Genomic DNA, 19,484 nt, shown 5'->3' with positions numbered 1-19,484 from the left:
ACTCTCGCGGACTTTCGCCGCCGCTGGCCGGCGCTCGCCGACTCTCGCGGACCCCCCGATCCTCGGACGTGAAGTGCGCTTGAGGTCAAGCGTCCGTTCGGCGTGTCCCCGCGAATGGGCGCATTGTCAGATTTATCCTGGGCGGCGCTCAGCCGTCCGTCGTCGAGAGGAACCTCCCCGTGGGTCAGCTGCCCCTGTTCTTCCTGGTGCTGCTCGCCTCCGTGGTGACCATGCCCCTCGCCCGGCGGACGGGCGTGCCGCAACCGGTGCTGATGACCCTGCTCGGCATCGTCATGGCGATCGTCCCGCAGATCCCGGACGTCAAGATCGAGCCCGAGCTGATCCTCCCGCTGGTCCTGCCGCCGCTGATCTTCGCCGTCGCCCGCCGCTCCAGCGTCCGCTACTTCAAGGCCAACGCCCGCTCGATCCTGCTGCTGGCCGTCGCCCTGGTGGTGGTCACCACGATCGCGGTGGCCGGCACCGTGCACTGGCTGCTGCCCGCGCTGCCGCTCGCCGCCGCGATCGCGGTCGGCGCGCTGGTCTCCCCGCCCGACCCGGTGGCCGCCGTCGCGGTGGCCGGCAGCATCGGCCTGCCCCGCCGGCTGGTGGCGATCCTGGAGAGCGAGGGCCTGTTCAACGACGTCACCGCGATCGTCATCTACTCGCTCGCCATCGAGGCCGTGGTCAGCGGCGACTTCTCGGTCGGCCACGCCGTGCTGCGCTTCGTGCTGTCCGCCGTGCTCGCGGTGGTCGTCGGCGTGGTGCTGGGCTGGGTGAACGCCAAGCTCGCCGAGCGCCTGGACGACCCGACCCAGCAGGTCGCGCTCAACCTGCTGGTGCCCTTCGCCGCCTACACCCTCGCCGAGGAGATCCACGGCTCCGGCGTGCTCGCCGTCGTGGTCTGCGCGCTCTACCTCGCCGAGCGGGCCTCCGACGCGGACGCCGTCTCCTACCGGCTGGTCGGCAACGCCTTCTGGGAGGTGGTCGAGATCCTGATCACCGGCGTCGCCTTCGGGCTGATCGGCCTGGAGCTGGCCACCGTGCTCGAGGAGGCCGGCCGCGGCTGGACCGGCTTCCTCGGCGACGCCGCCGTGGTCATCGCGGTCGTGGTGGCGGTCCGGCTGCTCTGGCTGCTGCCGGCCGGCTGGCTGTCGAGGAGGCTGCGCAAGGGCGACGAGGAGGACACCCCGTTCAGCTGGCGGGAGAGCGTGGTGCTCTGGTGGTCCGGCATGCGCGGGGTGGCCACCGTCGCCCTGGCCCTGGCCATCCCGCTCACCCTGCACTCCGGCGCCGACTTCCCGGAGCGCGGCCGGCTGGTGTTCATCGCGTTCAGCGTGGTGCTGTTCACCCTGCTGGTGCAGGGCCTGACCCTGCCCTGGCTGGCCAAGCGCCTGCACCTGGACATCGACCAGGACGCGCACGAACAGGCCGTGCGTCAGCTGTGGTGGCGCGCCGCCAAGGCCGGGCTGGCGCGGCTCGGCGAACTGGAGGAGCAGGACCGGCTGCCGGCCGAGGTCGCCGACCGGCTGCGGGACCGTCAGCACGACCGGCTGGCCCGGCTCTGCCCGGAGAACTACGCCGAGGAGGAGGCCGCCGAGGCGAAGCAGCGGATCGCCCAGTGGCGGGCCGCCGCCGAGGTCGAGCAGGAGATGATCGCCGCCTCCCGCCGCGAGATGCTGGTCGCCCGCAGCGAGCTCGGCGCCGACCCGGAGCTGGTGGACCACGTGCTGCGCGGACTGGACCTGCGCTCCGAGCGGAAGTGAACGGGGCGCGAGCGGCGGGTGCAACGGAAGTGACGGGCAGTCCGGCCGGTCGGCGGCACGGCCTCCGACCGGCCGGAATGTGCGCCACCCCCTCCGGAGTTGCATAGGCTGAACCCGGGCAGGCCGTCAACGGAGTCGGCGCACCACCCGTACCGCAACGACCTCGCGAAGCCGCTCGACGACGACCGGCCCCACGCCTGGCCCTGCCGGTTTCTGCACCCAGATGAATCGAGGACCCACCGATGTCGGAGACCCGCGCCGACGCCCGCACCCCGCTCGACCGCACCCCGCAGTGGGCCGCCCTGGCCAAGCACCGGGCCGAGCTGGGCGAGACCCACCTGCGCGAGCTGTTCGCCGCCGACCCCGAGCGCGGCCGCACCCACACGCTCCAGGTCGGCGACCTGCACGTGGACTACGCCAAGCACCTGGTCACCGACGAGACGCTGGAGCTGCTGCGCGAACTCGCCGCCGCCACCGGCGTGGCCGAGCTGCGGGACGCCATGTTCCGCGGCGAGAAGATCAACATCACCGAGCAGCGGGCCGTCCTGCACACTGCGCTGCGCGCCCCGCGCGGCGCCGTCGTCGAGGTGGACGGCGTGAACGTCGTCCCCGCCGTGCACGCCGTCCTGGACAAGATGGCCGCCTTCGCCGACCGGGTCCGCAGCGGCGAGTGGAAGGGCCACACCGGCAAGCCCATCCGCACCGTGGTCAACATCGGCATCGGCGGCTCCGACCTCGGCCCGGCGATGGCCTACGAGGTGCTGCGCTCCTTCGGCAAGCGCGACCTGGCGGTCCGCTTCGTCTCCAACGTGGACGGCGCCGACCTGCACGAGGCGGTCCGGGACCTCGACCCGGCCGAGACCCTGTTCATCGTGGCCTCGAAGACCTTCACCACCATCGAGACCATCACCAACGCGATCTCCGCCCGCGCCTGGCTGCTCGACGGCCTGGGCGCCGGCACCGAGGCGGTGGCCAAGCACTTCGTCGCGCTGTCCACCAACGCCCAGGGCGTGCAGGACTTCGGCATCGACACCGCCAACATGTTCGAGTTCTGGGACTGGGTCGGCGGCCGCTACTCCTACGACTCGGCGATCGGCCTCTCGCTGATGATCGCCATCGGCCCGGACGCCTTCCGCGAGATGCTGGACGGCTTCCACCTGGTCGACGAGCACTTCCGCACCGCCCCGCCGGAGCAGAACGTCCCGCTGCTGCTCGGCCTGCTGGGCGTCTGGTACGGCTCGTTCTTCGACGCCCAGGCGCACGCGGTGCTGCCGTACTCGCACTACCTGTCCAAGTTCACCGCCTACCTCCAGCAGCTGGACATGGAGTCCAACGGCAAGTCGGTGTCCCGCGACGGCACCCCGGTCGGCTGGCAGACCGGCCCGGTGGTCTGGGGCACCCCCGGCACCAACGGCCAGCACGCCTACTACCAGCTGCTGCACCAGGGCACCAAGGTGATCCCGGCCGACTTCATCGGCTTCGCCCGCCCGGTCGCCGACCTGCCCGACCGCCTGGTCGCCCAGCACGACCTGCTGCTGGCCAACTTCTTCGCCCAGACCCAGGCGCTGGCCTTCGGCAAGACCCCGGAGGAGGTCGCCGCCGAGGGCGTGCCGGCCGAGCTCGTCCCGCACAAGACCTTCAGGGGCAACCACCCGACCACCACCATCCTGGCCGCCGAGCTGACCCCGTCGGTGCTCGGCCAGCTGGTCGCGCTGTACGAGCACAAGGTGTTCGTCCAGGGCGCGATCTGGAACATCGACTCCTTCGACCAGTGGGGCGTCGAGCTGGGCAAGGTGCTCGCCAAGCGGATCGAGCCGGTGCTGCTCACCGGTGAGGGCGACGTGCAGCTGGACAGCTCCACCGCCGCGCTGGTCGCCCGCTACCGCGCGCTGCGCGGCCGCTGAGCCCGGGGCCGGGCCGTCCGCTCCGGCGGGCGGCCCGGCGCTGCCCGTTCGGGCTCGCGAGGTTCGCGGGGTCCGCGAGGTTCGCGAGGTTTGCGGTGCGGAAACGCCGGAAGGCCCCCTGCTTTCGCAGGGGGCCTTCCGGCTGTCTGTGCGCCGCCAGGGACTCGAACCCCGGACCCGCTGATTAAGAGTCAGCTGCTCTAACCAACTGAGCTAGCGGCGCCTGCTGACAGAGAAAACTGTAGCAGCGGCCGGCGGCCGAGCCAAAATCGAATACCGGCCGCCCTCCGTTCACCCCCGGGTCACCAGGACCGGCTCGGCCGGGACGCCGGGGCCGGGCTCGCGCGCCGCCCGCACACAGGCCCACAGCACCACCGAGGCCCCGGGCAGCCAGGGCTCCCGCTCCTCCGGGGCGACGATCCAGCGGCCGGTGCCCCGGCCGGGGGAGTCCGGGCCGTGCACCATCCGCTGCAGCGGCGGGACGGTCACCGCGTCGCCCTTGCCGTGGCACAGCAGCGGCGGCACGTCCCGGGCCCACTCCTCCCAGGCCAGCAGCCGGCGCAGCCGGGGCGCCGCACCGGGCCGGACGAACAGCAGGGTGCGCCCGCGACAGGCCGCGACCGGGCCGCAGCCGGGGCCGGAGGCCCACAGCTCGTCCAGCACCCGGCGGCCGAACAGCGACGGCATGCTGATCACGTCGAAGGCCCGCCCGCAGGGCAGTACGGAGGGCGCCCACGGGCGGGCCTCCCAGAGGGCGCGCATGCTGCGCGGGTACTCGCTGGCGGAGGCCAGCCAGGCCTCCCCGGCCACGGTGACGTACTCCACCGACTGGTGCGTCCAGATGTCCACGCCCAGCAGCCTGCGCCGTGCGCGCCCCCGGTGTGGTGGAAAGCGCCGTTCGCCGGACAGGGCGACGGGCGATCGCGTACCCTCCGCCGCTGGCATATGCCAGCGGCCGGTTCGGAGGCGGGGGTCAGTCCTCGTGGCGGCGCGGCTGGAGCAGGCCGCGGCCGTACTCGATCATCTTGGCGGCGTAGTCCGGGGTCCAGTCCGCCCGCTCGGCGACCTCGGTGTCCGACAGCGCGTCGAACCGGCGCGGGTCGGCCAGCTGCGCGGCGGCGACGGCCTGGAAGTCGGTGGCCCGGTCGGCGGCGGCCCGGAAGGCCAGGGCCAGCTCGGTGGAGCGGCGCAGCAGTTCGGCGGGGTCGTCGATCGACTCCAAATCGAAGAATCGTTCCGGCTCCGGTTCGGTGGCCTGCGGCTCGAACAGGAGCTGCGCGGGGCGCAGGCGCCTGGTGGGCTCGGGCGTCTCGGCGGGGGAGTCGGGCATGGACGGACACCTCCGGGGTCTCGGTGAGGGAGGGCGGCGGGCTGCTCCGGGTCGCGCCGCCCGATCGTGGCCGTCGTCCATTGTCTCGCGGCGGCGGCCGGTAGCGGAACGGTGCGCGTGCAGGCGCTATTCCCGGGGCGCGCGCCGGGGCGGTGACCCGGGCGCCGCGCTTCCCGGTCGCATGCGAACCGGTTGTACCGGGTACGGCGGCCGCCCACCGGACCGGGAACCGTCCGCTGAGAACCGAACCGAGAACCGCCCATCGAACCGGGAGCACCACCATGCGCGCACTGTCCACCGGCCTCCTGCTGGCCGCCGCCCTCCTCGCCCCGGCCGCCCCCGCCGCCGCGGCGGAGACGGCCAAGGTCGTCACCGGGCCGCCCAGCAGCCCGGGCGGCACCTCCACGGCCACCTGCCCGAGCGGCACCCACCTCACCGGCGGCGGCTACCGGCTCCAGCCCGACGCCGACGGGCCGGTGCGCGCCAGCGGGCCGACCGCCGACGCCACCGGCTGGAGCGCCCAGGCCGCGCACGGGTCCGTGGTGGCCTTCGCGGTCTGCGAGACCGAGGACTGACCGTCCACGACCGGCTACCTCAGGTGGACCCGGTGGCCGCCGAGGTGCTGGAGGACCTGGTGGTTGGCCTCCCAGCCGTCCGGGAACGCAACCGGGACCCCGAGCTGGACCGGCTCGGTCGACGGGTGTTCGTCCAGCAGTTCGGCGATCCCGGCCCGGGCGACCACGATGCACGCGTGCCGGTGCCGGGAGGCGAGCACGCAGAGCCGGCCGGTCTCCAGGTGGAAGGCGGTCGCGTCGGGGCGCCCGGAGAGCGGGTGCAGCACCACGGTGACGTCGTACTCCCGGCCCTGCAGCCGGTTCGCGGTGTCCACCGTGACGGCCGGCCCGGCCGTGCCGTCCACCGGGACACCCACCTTGAGCAGGGCCGCCCGCACCGCCGCCGCCTGGTCCCGGTGCGCCGTGCCGACGGCGATCCGGTCCGCGGTGAGCGGCGTCTCGCCCTTCTCGGAGCGGGCGGTCAGCCCGCGCTCCAGCAGCCGCCGCACGGTCGCCGCGACGGCCGCCACCGCCTGCGGGTCGGTCCGCACGGTGTGCCGGGCGGGCAGCTCCAGCAGCGCCCAGCCGTGCTCGGCGGCCCGGTCGATCACCGCGTCCAGCGCCGAGCCGTCCGGGCGGACGGCCGGGGTCAGCCCGCGGTCGTCCGGGCCGGTGCCGGAGCGGAACGGCGTGTACGGGTAGAACGCCCGGGAGATCAGCGGCGCCGCGCTGGCCGGCAGCCGCCAGGAGACCGGCAGCCGGTGCGGCTCGATCTGCGGGTTGTGCGCCAGCATCGTCACCACCGCGCTGCTGGAGGGGTCGTAGGACAGGCCCGCCCACTGCTCGGTGCCGACCACGGTGAACGGGTCCAGCTGGCCCGGGTCGCCGACGAACAGCGCCCGCTCGAACAGCCGGGCCACCGCCAACAGGGCGTCCGAGCGCATCTGGTAGGCCTCGTCGACGATCGCGTGCCGCCACGGCGCCTCGGCCCGCACCCACTGCCACTTCGCGGCGGTGGAGATCACCACGTCGTGCTCGACCAGGTCGGCGACCTTGTCGGAGGGCGTGACATTGGCGTGCCCGAGCACCTCCGGGCCGGGCCGGGAGTCCGCCGCGTGCAGCCGTCCGATCGTCAACTCCGGCGCCTTCTCGGCCAGTCGGCCGACCAGGTCGTCCACCTGGCCGTTCGTCTGGGCGACGATCATCAGCCGCTCGCCGGCCGCCACCAGCTCCCGGGCCGCCCGCACCACCAGGGTCGACTTCCCGGCGCCGGGCGGGGAGTCCACCACCACGCCGCGCGGCGCGCCGATCGCGGGGTGGACGGTGGCCGCCAGGATCCGGGCCACGGCGGCGTCGGCGGCCGCCCCCGGGGACTGCGCCTCGATCGGTTCGGTCATCACTCCCACTCCTCGACGGCGACAGCGGCGGTGGCGGTCGCGGTGGTGGCGGCGCCCGGGGCGGCGGACGGCGAGGCCGGGGCGGCGCCCGGCGGGCCGCCGTGGGTCCACGGGGTGTCGTCCGGTTCGGGCAGCGGCGCGGACTGGCGGACCGTCAGCTCGAACAGGGTGAAGGTGACCGGTTCGCCGGGCTCGGGCAGGCTGCCCGGCTCCGGCTCCTTCTTGCGGCCCATGCCGGACAGCACCCGCAGCGTGATGGTGCCCTCGGCCGGATCGACCGCCACGATCCGCGCCTTCTGCGCCGTCGGCCCGTGCGCCCGGTGCGCCTCCCGGCCGAGGTCGGCGTGCGGGCGGTCGGTGGTGCGCAGGGTGACCAGCGGGCGCGGCTTGGGGGAGCGGCCGGTGGTGTCGTAGTCGGGCACGACCTCGGTCACCACCCCGCTGAACGCCTCGCCGGAGAGCCGGTGTTCGGCCATCGCCAGCGGGTCGTCCAGGGCCTCCTGGACGTCCAGCCGGGCCTGCTCGCGCTCGCGCTGGGCGAGCTTGCGGGCCGCGGTGACGGCGTCGTCCTGCCGGGGCTGCGGGGGCTCGCCGGCCGCCAGGCGGTCCCGGTGGCCGGTGTAGGACCAGCGGTCGCCGGTCCAGCGCTCCTCCAGGTGGCCGGCCGGCGGCAGGGCGCGCAGCAGGTCCAGGCCCCGCCAGACGTCCCGCCAGGTCGGCAGCAGGACGGCGGACAGCGCCCGCTCCAGCTGTTCGACCGCCGCGCGGACGGCCGCCCGGGCCCGCTCGGCGGCGGCCTCGTCGCGCTGCTCGGTGCTGTGCTGCAGGGCGTTGACGGCCGCGTCGTAGCGGGCGATCGCCGGGGCCAGCACCCCCTCGTCGAAGGCCGGGTCGGTGGCCGGACCGGCCGGCGGGTGCAGCAGCTGGCCGTGTTCGTCGCGGGCGGACTCGGCCAGTTCGGCCGCCCGGGCCCCGGTCAGCCCCGGCGGCGGATCGTGCCAGGCCAGCCGGGCGGCCAGGTGCTGGTCCTCCAGGTGGCTCTGGCCGGTGGCCCAGTGCCGGGCGAGCAGGCCGGTCATCGGCAGCAGCAGGCTGGAACCGGGCACCTGGGCGCGGTCGGTGAGGTGGGTCAGCCAGCGGCCGAGCAGGGGCACCCGCAGCGGCGCCGGGTGGGGGCCCGGGTCGGCGTCCTCGGCGGTGCGGCGGAAGCGGGTGGAGCGGCCGATCAGGGCGAGGTGGTGCACGCCCGCGCCGTTGGGCACGATCAGCTGCGGCGCGTCCGTGCACAGCTCGCGGAACACCTGGGTCTTCTCGCCGGTCTCGGGGTCCTTCTCGGAGCCCTCGATCTGTTCGACGTCCGTGCCGAAGGACTCCAGGTAGGGCAGCAGGTCGGCAGCCAGCGCGGCCAGGTAGTCGAAGCGGAGCGTGCGGTTGAGCGGCTGCGGCACCAGGTGCAGCCGGGGTGCGTCCCGGTCGGTGCCCAGCATGACGGCCAGCGGGGCGCCGGCCTCACCGGCGGCGGTCAGCGGGACGACCACCATCGGGCGCTCCGACAGGTGCCGGTGCCGGACGGTGGCCAGCGGCTCGGCCCGCCCGCTGCGGACGGCCTCCAGCCGGGCGAGGGTGGTCAGCAGGCTCATGCCGTCCCGCCCAGGGCTTCCGTGCCGAGGGCTTCCGTACCGAGGGCTCTCGTGCCCAGCGCTTCCGCGCGCAGGGCGGCGGCGTAGGCCAGGCGTTGGGCCGCCTCGTGCGCGCCGTCGCTGTCGTCGCTGTCCTCGCCGCCCCCGTTGTCCGCGCCCGCGGCGCCGGCCGCGGCGGCCAGGGCCTGGGTGACCGTGCGGAGGGCGCCCAGCTCGCCGCGCACGCCCCGGCCGAGCTGCTCGACCCGGTCGTCGCAGCGGGCCCGGGCGCGGCAGTGGAAGCCGAGTTCGCAGGTGGAGAGGCAGTCCGGGCTGTAGGCGGCGGGCACCGCCTCGACCGAGGCGGTCAGCTGTTCGGTGCTGCGGGCCGGGGCGCCGTCCTGGTCGGTGGCCAGGTCGAAGTCGGTGCCGGGCGGCAGGGCCTCCAGCAGCCGGCCGATGCCGGTCATCCGGCTCAACTGGCGGCGGGTGGTGGCCAGCTCGCGGCGGACGTCGACGGCGACCGCGGTCGGCCGGTTGCCGAAGTCCTTCGGGCAGACCAGCAGCACGGTGGTGCGGGGGCTGCCCGGCAGCCGCTGCTCGGTGTACGGGTCGTCGCTGAGCGGCAGCCCGGCGGCCGCGGCGGCGGCGTGCTGGAGCGCCAGCACGTACACGGCGGCCTGGCGGGCGGCGGCGCCGACCTTGGCCGGGTCCGCGCTGCCGTCCAGCACCGGGAAGGACTTGATCTCGACCACCGTGCACCGACCGCCGTGCACCACCAGGGCGTCCGGTTCCAGGTAGGCGGTGCTGCCGGCCACCGCGAGCCTGAGCATCGGGTGGTCCAGCAGCGTCCAGGCGTCCGGGTCGGCGGCGGCCAGGGCCAGTGCCTCGGCCGTCCGGTCGGCGCGGACGGCCGGGCCGGAGCGGTGCAGCAGGTCCGGGACCAGCAGCGGGGTCCGGTCGTCCGCGGGGACGCCGAGGTGGGCGCGGAGCGGCTCCAGCAGGGCGGCGTGGTCGTCCGCCTTCAACCGGGACTCGAAGACCAGGCCGCGGGCGATCGCGAACGGGGACTGCCCGAAGGGGGCGGGGCGGCCGAGCCGGGCGGCCAGCGCCGACTTGTCCACTCCGGCCGCGTCCAGGACGGCGCGGCGGTGGCAGCCCGGGTTGGCGGCCAGGGCGGCGAGGGAGCGGGCGTTCAGACTGCGCTGAGGGGCCGGTCCGCGCAGCTCGGCGAGCCGCAGGGCGAGCGGCTCAGCGGGCCCGCCGAGCGGGACGTTCGTCGAGACGTTCATGGTGCGGCCCAGTGTCGCATCCGGGTCCGACAACGCGGGGCGGACCGGGCGGTTCCGGCCCGTTCCGGTTCGTTCCGGCCGCGACCACCGGGTCGGCTCGGCCCGGCCCGGCCCGGGGTCGGGGCACCTAGCCGCGCCGGGGCAGGGGCCGGGGCCAGGGCGGGGCAGGGACAGGGGCGGCCGGGGCCCGCGATCGTGGCCGCCGAGCGGGTGGGGGATCATGGAGCCCGGTGCTCAAGGGTGAGACCGACCGTTGACCGCCCCGTTGCGAGGAGCCTGCCATGCCCGCCCGAATCGTGCTGGTCCGCCACGGTGAGACCGAGTGGTCGGCCACCGGCCGCCACACCGGCCGCACCGACATCCCGCTGACCGAGGAGGGCCGGGCGATGGCCCGGGCGCTCGGCGCCCGGCTCGCCAAGGCCCCCTGGAACGGCCTGCCGGACGCGCTCGTCTACACCAGCCCGCTCGGCCGCGCGAAGGAGACCTGCGCGCTGGCCGGCTTCGGCGACCGCGCGGTCGACCGCCCCGAACTGCTGGAGTGGGACTACGGCCAGTACGAGGGCCGCACCGGCGTCGACATCCGGGCCACCGACCACCCCGGCTGGCTGATCTGGCGCGACGGCGTGCCCGGCGGCGAGAAGCTCTCCGAGGTCGCCGCCCGGGTGGACGCCTTCCTGGCCGGACTCAACGCGGAGCACGGCGTCCCCGAGTCGGACACCACCGAGATGCACTGCGCCGACCGGGACGTCGTCCTGTTCGCGCACGGCCACCTGCTGCGCATCCTGACCGCCCGCTGGCTGGGCCTGCCGCCCGAGTTCGCCCAGCGGTTCAAGCTCGGTACGGCGGCGCTGTGCGTGCTGTCCTGGGAGTACGGCGCCCCGGCGGTGGAGGTCTGGAACGACCTGTCCCACCTGGAGGGGCTGAACGCCGGCCACTGAGGCCTGCGGTGACGACCGGGTGACGACCCGTCGGTTCGGTCGTCGGTCCGCTCAGGCCGCCGCGACCCGGTCGTAGCCGATCAGGAAGCGGCGGACCTCGGCGACCGAGGCGTGCTGCCGCAGCCGCCCCGCGGTGTCCGCCAGCATGCTGCGGATCCGGGCCGAGCGGACCTCGCCGAACAGCGCGACGGCGGCCGAGCCGTGGTGCGCCGCCCCCGCCAAGTCCCCCCGGCCGAGCCGGTCGTGGGCCAGTTCGGCGGTGTACAGCACCCGGTTGCGGACGAAGTGCGGCTCCTGCAGCGCTATGGCCAGCGCGGCCTGCTCGCTGGCCCGGTCCCAGTCCTCCAGGGCGGACCAGCACTGTGACTGCAGCCCGGCGATCTCCGCCTCGCCGAAGAAGGACATCCACTCCGGGTCGGTCTCCGACGGCCCCCGGTCGAACAGTGCGTAGGCCCGGCCGATCGCGCGTTCGCAGCTGGCGCGGTCCCGCAGCACGGCCCAGGCGCCGGCCTCGCGCATGGCGAGCAGGGCGAGCAGCCGGGCGGAGTCCAGCTCCCGGGCGGCGGCCTGCCCGGCCTGCGCGGCGCGCAGCGCCTCGCGCGGGCGTCCGGCGTCCCGGGCGAGGAAGGCGCTGTTGCAGAAGACGTGCGCCTCCAGGGCGGAGTCCCCGGCCATCCGGGCGGTGGCGAGCGCCTCGGCGTAGAACGAGCGGGCGTCCGCCAGCCGGTTCGAGTCGTGTGCCAACCAGCCCACCGAGATGGCCAGTTCACCGGCTCCGGCCTGGAGCCGGCGCTCGGTCTCGGCGCTGTACTCGCCCTCGTTGAGCAGGACGTAGGCGGTGCGCAGGGACTGCCCGGCGAGTTCGTACAGGGCGTCCGCGCCGTGGGCGTCGTCGGCCAGTCTGATGTCCCGGACGGCCTGTTCGACGCCGAACACCTCGGCGGCGCCGACCTTGCGCAGCGGCGGCACCGGCCCGGGGCGCCCGGGCACCACCGGATCGGCGCCGTGCAGTGCGGGCGCGGTGAACTCCGCACCGGGGAAGGCGGATCGGCCGGGTGCCGGGCCGAAGCCCGGGCGGGTGGCGGTGACGGCAGGGGCTGCCGAACCGGCGGCGGCCGGCCGGTCGATGCCGATCACGGTGGCCAGCGCGGTCGTGCCGCCGGCCAGGAACGTACGGCGACGCACGTCGTCGTTCTCCTCGTCGGGATAGGGCGATCCATCGGGCCCCCTGGGCACCGCGCCGGCCATCGGCCACGGGGGCCCGTCCGGAGCGGCTGGATCCGCGTACGGCGAGGCAGCGTACGGGAGTTGAGTGGAGAGCGGTGAGCGCGGGGCGGGCGGGGACGGGAACGGCGGATGGATCGGGAGGTGGAGCGCGGCCGCCTCGGCGGCCGCCCCGCCGCCGTCCGCCGAGCGGCGGCGGACGGCGGTGCGGGGGGCGAAGCCGAGGTCGGTGAGCGTGCGCCCCGGCCACATGTGCCGGAACACCCGCTCGTAGGCGTAGTTGGGGCAGCGGATCTCACCGGACTCGACCCGTCCGACGTAGCGGGCGTCGCAGGACACGTGCTCGCCGATCTCGCGGGCGGCGCGGCGGACGGCCATGGCGAACTCGCCCGGTGAGCGGTCGCCGCGCAGTGCGCGCATCACGGTGTTGGGGGTCGGTCGGTTCGGCTCGGCCGGTGGGGTGGCTGCCATGGCGCCGAGAGTACTCGGAGTCACCGGCCGGACACATTCGGTTCGTGCGACATCTGCCGTCAATTCGGTTCAAAGCGGGCATTGTTGCGGGATATCCGCCATGAAATGCCATGCCTTGCTGTAATGCGCCCCGTGGCCTCCGGCGGTTCCGCGGCGTTGTCCTGATACGTGGAAGCCCAGGCCGTCCCCCCGGCCCGTCCCCGCCCCCGCGGCCCCACACCCGGCGGCAGTGCTTCCGAACCGACGAGGTACAGGAGGTCCCATGATGGCCACCGGACTGCCGCAGCACCGACCCGTCGCCGGGGGCGTGCTCGCCGCCGCCGCCCCCGCCCTGCTCCCCGCCCCCGCCGACGACCGGTTCCCCGGCCGGGGCCCGGTCGAGGGCGGCCGGGGCTCCTGCGGCGGACTGCGCCGGGACGCCGTCGTCCCGGCCGAGGACACCCTCCTCACCGGCTGCGACACGGTGACGGTCGCCCTGCGGCACGGCCTGGAGGCCGTCGACATCCTCAGGCTGCGCCGCGCCTGCGGGGCCGTCCTGCAGAGCCGCAACGGCAGCACCGTCTCCTTCCTCGTCCCGGCCGGCACCTGGGAGACCTGGCACCTGCCCGGCAGCTCCTGTACGGCCGGCGCCCTGGTGCCCGGCGCCACCGACCCGCGCTGGGTGATCCCGCCCGCCGGAACCGGCCGCACCACCCGCCCCACCGACGCCTGGGTACTCCGCTCCGCCCTCTGCGAGGCCGCCTGCACGCTCACCGCCGGCGGCCTCGGCCCGTTCTAGGGGCGTGCCGCGCGGATCCGGCCGGGCCCGTACGCCTCCGACCGGATCCCCGCGGCACGCCCCTGACCGGGGCGTGCCCGCTCGGCGGTGACCTGCCCGCGGCACCGGCCCAGGTCGCCCTCCGGCGATAATGGCGACCATGGGACGAAGCAACAGGGCCGCGCGCAGCCCCGAACCGGCGCTCGCCACCGGGGCGGACGGCCGCACCCACGCCCAGGGCCCGCTGACCCGCCAGGTCGGCTCCGGCCTGGCCGAACTGCGCCCCGACCGTGACCGTCCGCAGGCCTGGACGCTGCTGGTCGACGGTGCCCCGCAGTCCCTGGTCGACCTCGCCGACCCCACCCACCTGGGCTTCGAGTACCAGCGCCGGCTCGGCCACCTGATCGACCTGGTCGCGCCGCCCGGCCGCCCGCTGACCGTCCTGCACCTGGGCGGTGGCGCGCTCACCCTGGCCCGCTACGTGGCCGCCACCCGGCCGCGCTCGCGCCAGCAGGTCGCCGAAATCGACACCGCGCTCACCGAACTCGTCCGCGCCGAACTCCCCCTGGAGCGCGGCTGGCAGATCAAGGTGCGCGGCGGGGACGCCCGCGGCGTGCTGGAACGCACCCCCGAGGGCAGCGTCGACCTGGTCATCACCGACGTCTTCTCCGGCGCCCGCACCCCGGCCCACTGCACCACCGTCGAGTTCACCACCCTCGCGGCCCGCGCCCTCGCCCCCGGCGGCTGGTACGCCGCCAACATCGCCGACGGCGGCGCGCTGCCCTTCGCCCGCTCCCAGGTCGCCACCCTCGGCGCGGTCTTCCCCGAGCTGGCCCTGACCGCCGACCCGGCCGTGCTGCGCGGCAAGCGCTTCGGGAACCTCATCCTGGCCGCCGCCCACACCCCGCTCCCGATCACCGACCTGACCCGCCGGGTCGCCTCCGACTCCTCCCTCGGCCGGGTCGAACACGGCCGCGCGCTGGCCGACTTCACGGCCGGGGCCACCCCCGCCACGGACGCCACCGCGGCGCCCTCCCCGGCGCCGCCGCCGGGCGTCTTCCGCTGACGGTGCTGCCCGCTGCGCCCCGCTGTGCCGGCGGTGCCCGCTGTGCCGGCGGTGCCCGCTGAGTCCGCAGTGTCAGCTGTGCCGGCGGGCCAGGTGTCCGCCGCGTGGTAAATCCGTTGGTGTGCGGTCCGGTTGCGGCGCACACTGGCCGCAGCCGACGGCTGTCGACGTGAGGAGGCCGCATGCGCATCCGATCCGCCCGCCCGGACGAGGCGGAGCTGCTCACTGCCATCGCCCTGCGGGCCAAGGCGTACTGGGGGTACGACGAGGCCTTCATGGCCGCCTGCCGGGAGGAGTTGACCCTGGACGCGGCCGCCGTCGAACGGGCGTCGGCGCTGGTGGCCGAGGAGGGCGCCCGGGTGGTGGGGTTCGCCGCCCTGACCGGCGCACCGCCGTCCGGCGAGCTGGACATGCTCTTCGTGGAGCCGGACCGGATCGGCCACGGCATCGGCCGGGCCCTGTTCGAGCGGGTCCGCGACCAGGCCCGGGCCGTCGGCCTGCACCGCTTCACCATCGACGCCGACCCGAACGCCGAGCCCTTCTACCTGGCTATGGGCGCCGTCCGGATCGGCAGCACGCCGTCCGGTTCGATACCCGGGCGTGAACTCCCGCTGCTGGCGGTGGAGCTGGCGTCCTGAGCCCTGAGCCCTGAGCCCCTGAGCCCCTGAGCCTTGGGCCCGGCTCCCGCCGCCGTGCTGCCGTGCCGCCGGGGGCGGCTCAGTGCCCGCGCGGCAGTCCGCGGTGCTTGAACATCGCCGCGCCGGTGAGCAGCAGTCCGGCGGCGATCGGGGCCAGTACGGCGGTGGCGGTGGCGGTGCCGTCCTCCGCGGCGGTCACGGTCGCCGTGTCGGCGAGGGCGAGGGCCTCGGGCGTCCCGGCGCCCGCGGGGGTGGTCGGGGTCGCGGCGGGGGTCGCCGTACCGGCCGTTCCGGCGGGTTCCGCCGAGTCCGGTCCCTCGTGCGTCGCGGCTTCCCGGACCAGGGGCGTCCCGGCTGCCCCGACCGGGCCGGGCCGGGCCGGGCCGTTCGGGTCGTCGGGGCCGGTGGTGGAGCCGGGCCGGGGGCGGGGGGCGACCGGCAGTGCGGCCGGTTCGCCCTCGCGGGAGGCGCGGGCTCCGGCGGGGCGGCCCTGGGCGGGGACAGTACCGAGCAGACCGGAGGCGAGGGCGAAGGCGTCGGGGACGGCGGCGCCCTGGCCGGGCAGCGGGAGCCCGCCGGCCCGGATGCGCTCCTGGAGGACGCCGCCGACCACCCCCGTGGCCCCGTCGGTCGGGCTGCCCGCCGGGTCGCCACCGGTCCGTGCGCCGTTGGTCGGTTCACCACCGGCCGGTTCACCGCCAGTCGGTGCACCGGCCGACCCGGGGGAGCGGCCGGCGTCCGCGGTGCCGTGTTGCCCCGGGCTGCCCGGGCGGAGGGCTGACGGCCCGTCGAGGGCGGTCCCGCCGTGTACGGCCCGGCGGACGGCCGGTCGGGGCTGCCCGGAGGGGGGTTCGGCAGTGGCCGCGTACGCGCTGGAGGCGCCGACGCCCCAGAGCTGGGCGAGCAGGGCCCCGCCGACGGCGACGGCGCGCGGGCGGGGCAGCCACCGGGCGGCCGCTCGCCGCGCTCCGGCGAAGCCACGGGCGGCGGGTTCCTGGGGCTCGGTCGCGTGATTGGCTCGCACGTGAGTTGAGAACGAGCGGGCGGGCGGTGAGGTCACGGCCGCCGTCACGGACAGTCATCGCGCAGGCGGCCCCGGGGCGCTGCTCCCGGGGCCACCGACCGCGCGGCGGTCAGGAGTTGGGACGCAGGGTCCAGGTGACCGTCATCACACCGGTGACGGCGCCGTCGGCGCGGGTGATCTCGACGGTGACCGGGAACTCGGGGCGGCCGCCGGCGTCCAGCTCGGCGACCACCTCGGCGGCCGGGCGGCCGAGCACGGCGGTGGCGGTGACCTCGCCCATCGCCAGCTTCTTGTAGGCGATCTCGGCGTTCACGGCGAGCGGCACGGCCCGGGACAGCTGGTCCCCGAAGGCGGCCAGCACGATGCAGCCGCTGGCGGACTCGGCGAGGGTGAACATCGCGCCGGCGTGCGGGCCGCCGACGTGGTTGTGGTACGCGGGCTGGTCGGGCAGCCGGAGCACGGCGCGGTCCGGGGTGGTCTCCAGGTACTCGAGCTTGAGGGTGTGCGCCATCGGCACGGTGGCGTCGAGCATCTGGCCGATCGAAGGAGTGGTCATGGCGACGATGTTACTAGCCGGTAGCTTGTTGCGGCAGAGGCCGACCGGAAAACCCGGGCCGCCGGGCACAACTGAGCCCGTGCCCGATCGGAGAACGCGTCGGGAAGCGCGTCGGGGGCACGTGGGGAATGCGTGGGGAACGCGTCGGGAGTGCGCCGGAAGCACGTCGGAAGCACGTCGGAACGCGAAAACGCCTGAGGGGCCGATCTCTTGAAGAGATCGGCCCCTCAGGCTCTGGGGTGAGTGACGGGACTCGAACCCGCGGCCACCTGGACCACAACCAGGTGCTCTACCAACTGAGCTACACCCACCATCTGTCCGGTCCGTTCCCGCTTCCGCGTTCCCGTTCCGACAGGAAGAACTCTACAGGATCCGAGAGGGTGCTCGCGCCAGGGTTTCGTTCCGGCGAACGAAGGCACCCCCTCCGACCCCGCGACGCCCCGGTCAGTCGGTCGCGGCCCGGTACTTCTCCGCGATCCCGCGCGCCGTCTCGGCGTCCGGGCCGGGCTGCGGCACGAACACCGCCTCGCGGTAGTAGCGCAGTTCGTCGATGCTCTCGCGGATGTCCGCGAGCGCCCGGTGGTTCCCGCCCTTCGGCGGGCTGTTGTAGTACGCCTTCGGGTACCAGCGCCGGGCCAGCTCCTTGATCGAGGAGACGTCCACGATCCGGTAGTGCAGGTGCTTCTCCAGGGCCGGCATGTCCCGGGCCAGGAAGCCGCGGTCGGTGGCCACCGAGTTGCCGCACAGCGGCGTCTTCCCGGCCTCCGGCACGTGCTCGCGCACGTACGCCAGGACCCGCTCCTCGGCCTCGGCGAGGGTCACGCCCTGCTCCAGCTCCTCCAGCAGGCCGGAGGAGGTGTGCATCGCGCGCACCACCTCCGGCATGTTCGCGAGGGCCTCCGCCGGCGGGCGGATGATGACGTCCACGCCCTCGCCGAGGATGTTCAGCTCGGAGTCCGTCACCAGCACCGCGACCTCGACCAGGGCGTCCCGGTCGAGGTCGAGGCCGGTCATTTCACAGTCGATCCATACCAAACGGTCATTCACGCAACTCACCCTACGGCGCGATCACGCGCCGCGGGGACCGGAGGAGCCGACCGGGGTGCCGGAGCGCAGCCGTCGGCCTGGTGCTCCTCCGCCCCGTCGTGGGTGCCGGGGCCGTCCGGACGCTCACCCTCCCGGCCCGTACGGACCGCGTGGCCGTCCCGTCCGGGGCGCGCCTCGCGCGGCGCCCGCGCCCCGTCCGCCGCGGTCGCCCGGGCGGCGCCCGGTGCGCGGACCTGCGGAGCCCGCGCCTGCCGGCCCCGGAGCTCACCCGCCCCGGCCGCCGGCTGACCGGCGGCACCCGTCGGAACCCGGCCGCCCGGCGCACTGTGCGCCCGTCCGGCCGCGCCCGGCTCGTCACCGGGCCGCCCGTCCGCGCTGCGGTGCCCCTGGCCCTGACCGCGCGCCCCCGGCTGGGGGTGGCCGTCCTCGGCCGCCGCGTGCTCGGCGGTGCGCGGCGGACGCCCCGCACCCGGACCGGCCTGCGGCGGCACCAGCGGCGACCGCACCGGACCGCGCGCCGCACCCTGCTGCCCGGGGTGCGGTTGCTGCGCGGCCTGCTGGTGCGGGTACGGCTGGCCCGCGCGGCCGTGGAAGCCCTGGGCGGCCGGCGTCCCGGCCTGCCCCGGACCGTACGGACCGGCCTGTCCGTGCGGCACCGGCTGTCCGTGCCCGACCGGCTGCCCGTGCTGGCCCGGCTGGCCGGCCTGGCCCTGGCCGCCCGGACCGGCCGGGTACGGGTGGCCCTGCGGACCGCCGTGCCCGCCACCGCCGAACGGTCCGCCGCCCGCCGCGGCCGCCGCGTGCGACAGGGCGCCGGGCAGCCGGATGTCGGCCGCCGGGGTCGGCGTCTGCTGCCCGGGGCGGCGCGCCCGGTAGCTGGTCCGGTACGCGGCCGGGGAGACCCCGAGCTGACGGCGGAAGTGCCCGCGCAGCGCGACCGGCGACCGGAACCCGCACCGGCGCGCCACGTCGTCCACCGACAGCTCCGACGTCTCCAGCAGCCGCTGCGCCTGGAGCACCCGCTGGGTGATCAGCCACTGCAGCGGCGCACTGCCGGTGAGCGTGCGGAAGCGGCGGTCGAAGGTGCGCCGGCTCATGTAGGCACGGGCCGCCAGCACCTCGACGTCGAACTGCTGGTTGAGGTTCTCCAGCGCCCAGGTGACCACCTCGGCCAGCGGGTCGTTGCCGATCTCCTCCGGTAAAGACTGATCGATGTACTGGGCCTGTCCGCCGCCGCTGCGGCGACTGGGCACCACCAGGCGGCGGGCCAGCGCGTTGGCGGCCTCGGCGCCGTGGTCGCTGCGCACCACGTGCAGGCACAGGTCGATGCCGGCGGCGGTGCCGGCCGAGGTCAGCACGTCGCCGTCGTCCACGAACAGCTCGCGCGGGTCCACGTGCACCCGCGGGTACCGCTTGGCCAGGGTCGGCGCGTACATCCAGTGGGTGGTCGCCGGGCGGCCGTCCAGCAGACCGGCTGCGGCGAGCACGAACGCACCGGTGCAGAGCCCGATGATCCGCGCGCCCTCGTGGTGGGCCTTGCGCAGGGCGGTGATCGCCTCGACCGGGGGCGGCTGGGAGATCGAGCGCCAGGCCGGTACGACGATCGTGCCGGCCCGGGCGAGGGCCTCCAGGCCGTACGGCGCGGAGAGGGTCAGGCCGCCCGTGGTGGCCAGCGGTCCCTCCTCGCCGGCACAGACCAGCAGTCGGTAGCGGGGCACTCCGGCGTCCTGGCGGTCCACGCCGAAGACGGAGAGCGGGATCGAGCTCTCGAAGATCGGTGCGCCGCCGAAGATCAGCACCGCGACGGTCTCCCGGCGGCGCCGGCCGGACAGCTTGCGCGGGGAGCCGATGGTCGCCAGCGCGTTCGCGGAGCCGTTGCCGCCCGGGGAGCCGTGGCCCAGCGG

The 19,484-nt window shown here is 75.5% G+C and carries 16 protein-coding genes, 2 tRNA genes and 1 pseudogene; 7 read left to right on the top strand and 12 right to left on the bottom strand.

Annotation, left to right across the window (positions count from 1 at the left end):
- The first annotated feature begins 179 nt into the window (after window positions 1–179).
- Window positions 180–1,763 carry a Na+/H+ antiporter gene (locus ACIQWA_RS24610; RefSeq protein ID WP_360240821.1) on the top strand — a complete coding sequence of 528 codons (1,584 nt, stop codon included), beginning with the start codon at window positions 180–182 and terminating at the stop codon, window positions 1,761–1,763.
- 242 nt (window positions 1,764–2,005) lie between these two features.
- Window positions 2,006–3,667, top strand: a complete 1,662-nt coding sequence (gene pgi / locus ACIQWA_RS24605) for a glucose-6-phosphate isomerase (protein ID WP_402485789.1) — start codon at window positions 2,006–2,008, stop codon at window positions 3,665–3,667.
- Between the two features lie 149 nt (window positions 3,668–3,816).
- On the opposite strand, the gene ACIQWA_RS24600 is transcribed toward pgi, so the two are convergent.
- The 3 genes from ACIQWA_RS24600 to ACIQWA_RS24590 all read right to left on the bottom strand — a co-directional run bounded on the left by ACIQWA_RS24600 (window position 3,817) and on the right by ACIQWA_RS24590 (window position 4,997).
- A tRNA-Lys gene (locus ACIQWA_RS24600) sits at window positions 3,817–3,890 on the bottom strand.
- 68 nt (window positions 3,891–3,958) lie between these two features.
- Window positions 3,959–4,612 carry a bifunctional DNA primase/polymerase gene (locus ACIQWA_RS24595; RefSeq protein WP_360240827.1) on the bottom strand — a complete coding sequence of 218 codons (654 nt, stop codon included), beginning with the start codon at window positions 4,610–4,612 and terminating at the stop codon, window positions 3,959–3,961.
- Window positions 4,613–4,640: 28 nt separating this feature from the next.
- Entirely contained in the window at window positions 4,641–4,997 is a 357-nt protein-coding gene (locus tag ACIQWA_RS24590; RefSeq protein WP_360240830.1) for a hypothetical protein, read from the bottom strand.
- A gap of 281 nt (window positions 4,998–5,278) precedes the next feature.
- Here ACIQWA_RS24590 and ACIQWA_RS24585 point away from each other — a divergent pair, with 281 nt between their 5' ends.
- Window positions 5,279–5,572 (top strand): hypothetical protein, encoded by a 294-nt coding sequence (locus ACIQWA_RS24585; protein WP_402485785.1) that lies wholly within the window; start codon window positions 5,279–5,281, stop codon window positions 5,570–5,572.
- Between the two features lie 14 nt (window positions 5,573–5,586).
- Here the strand turns inward: ACIQWA_RS24585 and ACIQWA_RS24580 are convergent, their stop codons facing one another.
- Genes ACIQWA_RS24580 through ACIQWA_RS24570 form a run of 3 tightly spaced genes read right to left on the bottom strand, consistent with a single transcriptional unit; the run spans window position 5,587 to window position 9,859 of the window.
- A complete protein-coding gene (locus tag ACIQWA_RS24580) occupies window positions 5,587–6,948 on the bottom strand; it encodes an AAA family ATPase (RefSeq protein ID WP_402485782.1) in 1,362 nt (453 codons plus the stop codon).
- A complete protein-coding gene (locus ACIQWA_RS24575) occupies window positions 6,948–8,588 on the bottom strand; it encodes a hypothetical protein (RefSeq protein WP_402485779.1) in 1,641 nt (546 codons plus the stop codon). Before ACIQWA_RS24575 ends, ACIQWA_RS24580 begins: the two co-directional genes overlap by 1 nt.
- Complete coding sequence (locus ACIQWA_RS24570) at window positions 8,585–9,859, bottom strand: hypothetical protein (protein ID WP_402485777.1); 1,275 nt, start codon at window positions 9,857–9,859, stop codon at window positions 8,585–8,587. Before ACIQWA_RS24570 ends, ACIQWA_RS24575 begins: the two co-directional genes overlap by 4 nt.
- 281 nt (window positions 9,860–10,140) lie before the next feature.
- Between ACIQWA_RS24570 and ACIQWA_RS24565 the strand changes: the two genes are divergently transcribed.
- On the top strand, window positions 10,141–10,797 hold the full coding sequence (locus tag ACIQWA_RS24565; RefSeq protein ID WP_402485774.1) for a histidine phosphatase family protein: 657 nt from the start codon (window positions 10,141–10,143) through the stop codon (window positions 10,795–10,797).
- Window positions 10,798–10,848: 51 nt separating this feature from the next.
- On the opposite strand, the gene ACIQWA_RS24560 is transcribed toward ACIQWA_RS24565, so the two are convergent.
- Window positions 10,849–12,492, bottom strand: a complete 1,644-nt coding sequence (locus tag ACIQWA_RS24560) for a tetratricopeptide repeat protein (protein WP_402485771.1) — start codon at window positions 12,490–12,492, stop codon at window positions 10,849–10,851.
- 262 nt (window positions 12,493–12,754) lie between these two features.
- On the opposite strand from ACIQWA_RS24560, the gene ACIQWA_RS24555 reads away from it, so the two are divergent.
- The 3 genes from ACIQWA_RS24555 (at window position 12,755) to ACIQWA_RS24545 (ending at window position 14,953) form a co-directional block, all read left to right on the top strand.
- Window positions 12,755–13,270, top strand: a complete 516-nt coding sequence (locus ACIQWA_RS24555; protein ID WP_360244920.1) for a hypothetical protein — start codon at window positions 12,755–12,757, stop codon at window positions 13,268–13,270.
- A gap of 139 nt (window positions 13,271–13,409) precedes the next feature.
- The gene (locus ACIQWA_RS24550; protein ID WP_402485768.1) at window positions 13,410–14,315 is read left to right on the top strand and encodes a spermidine synthase; all 906 of its coding nucleotides are present in this window, start codon (window positions 13,410–13,412) and stop codon (window positions 14,313–14,315) included.
- A gap of 182 nt (window positions 14,316–14,497) precedes the next feature.
- On the top strand, window positions 14,498–14,953 hold the full coding sequence (locus ACIQWA_RS24545; protein ID WP_402485765.1) for a GNAT family N-acetyltransferase: 456 nt from the start codon (window positions 14,498–14,500) through the stop codon (window positions 14,951–14,953).
- A 79-nt stretch (window positions 14,954–15,032) separates the two neighbouring features.
- Here ACIQWA_RS24545 and ACIQWA_RS24540 read toward each other — a convergent pair whose 3' ends face one another.
- The 5 genes and pseudogenes from ACIQWA_RS24540 to ACIQWA_RS24520 all read right to left on the bottom strand — a co-directional run.
- Window positions 15,033–15,977, bottom strand: coding sequence for a hypothetical protein (locus ACIQWA_RS24540; protein WP_402485762.1), 945 nt, complete (start codon window positions 15,975–15,977; stop codon window positions 15,033–15,035).
- Window positions 15,978–16,086: 109 nt separating this feature from the next.
- Window positions 16,087–16,533, bottom strand: a complete 447-nt coding sequence (locus ACIQWA_RS24535) for a DUF4442 domain-containing protein (RefSeq protein WP_350504886.1) — start codon at window positions 16,531–16,533, stop codon at window positions 16,087–16,089.
- Window positions 16,534–16,768: 235 nt separating this feature from the next.
- Window positions 16,769–16,844: transfer RNA gene (locus tag ACIQWA_RS24530), tRNA-His, on the bottom strand.
- A 133-nt stretch (window positions 16,845–16,977) separates the two neighbouring features.
- A complete protein-coding gene (orn, locus tag ACIQWA_RS24525) occupies window positions 16,978–17,580 on the bottom strand; it encodes an oligoribonuclease (RefSeq protein ID WP_375883407.1) in 603 nt (200 codons plus the stop codon).
- Between the two features lie 766 nt (window positions 17,581–18,346).
- A pseudogene (locus tag ACIQWA_RS24520) lies at window positions 18,347–19,439 on the bottom strand (helix-turn-helix domain-containing protein); the annotation flags it as partial.
- Between the last annotated feature and the right edge of the window lie 45 nt (window positions 19,440–19,484).

Source organism: Kitasatospora sp. NPDC098652, assembly GCF_044760155.1.
Classification (GTDB): domain Bacteria; phylum Actinomycetota; class Actinomycetes; order Streptomycetales; family Streptomycetaceae; genus Kitasatospora.
The sequence above is the reverse complement of the archived record's forward strand: the minus strand, read 5'-3'. Positions and strand labels throughout refer to the sequence as shown.

Bases quoted from the DNA above. Each gene is read 5' to 3' on its own strand.
- pgi (WP_402485789.1), top strand. From the start codon at position 2,006: ATGTCGGAGACCCGCGCCGACGCCCGCACCCCGCTCGACCGCACCCCG.
- ACIQWA_RS24595 (WP_360240827.1), bottom strand. From the start codon at position 4,612: ATGCCAGCGGCGGAGGGTACGCGATCGCCCGTCGCCCTGTCCGGCGAA.
- ACIQWA_RS24590 (WP_360240830.1), bottom strand. From the start codon at position 4,997: ATGCCCGACTCCCCCGCCGAGACGCCCGAGCCCACCAGGCGCCTGCGC.
- ACIQWA_RS24585 (WP_402485785.1), top strand. From the start codon at position 5,279: ATGCGCGCACTGTCCACCGGCCTCCTGCTGGCCGCCGCCCTCCTCGCC.
- ACIQWA_RS24580 (WP_402485782.1), bottom strand. From the start codon at position 6,948: ATGACCGAACCGATCGAGGCGCAGTCCCCGGGGGCGGCCGCCGACGCC.
- ACIQWA_RS24575 (WP_402485779.1), bottom strand. From the start codon at position 8,588: ATGAGCCTGCTGACCACCCTCGCCCGGCTGGAGGCCGTCCGCAGCGGG.
- ACIQWA_RS24570 (WP_402485777.1), bottom strand. From the start codon at position 9,859: ATGAACGTCTCGACGAACGTCCCGCTCGGCGGGCCCGCTGAGCCGCTC.
- ACIQWA_RS24565 (WP_402485774.1), top strand. From the start codon at position 10,141: ATGCCCGCCCGAATCGTGCTGGTCCGCCACGGTGAGACCGAGTGGTCG.
- ACIQWA_RS24560 (WP_402485771.1), bottom strand. From the start codon at position 12,492: ATGGCAGCCACCCCACCGGCCGAGCCGAACCGACCGACCCCCAACACC.
- ACIQWA_RS24555 (WP_360244920.1), top strand. From the start codon at position 12,755: ATGATGGCCACCGGACTGCCGCAGCACCGACCCGTCGCCGGGGGCGTG.
- ACIQWA_RS24550 (WP_402485768.1), top strand. From the start codon at position 13,410: ATGGGACGAAGCAACAGGGCCGCGCGCAGCCCCGAACCGGCGCTCGCC.
- ACIQWA_RS24545 (WP_402485765.1), top strand. From the start codon at position 14,498: ATGCGCATCCGATCCGCCCGCCCGGACGAGGCGGAGCTGCTCACTGCC.
- ACIQWA_RS24535 (WP_350504886.1), bottom strand. From the start codon at position 16,533: ATGACCACTCCTTCGATCGGCCAGATGCTCGACGCCACCGTGCCGATG.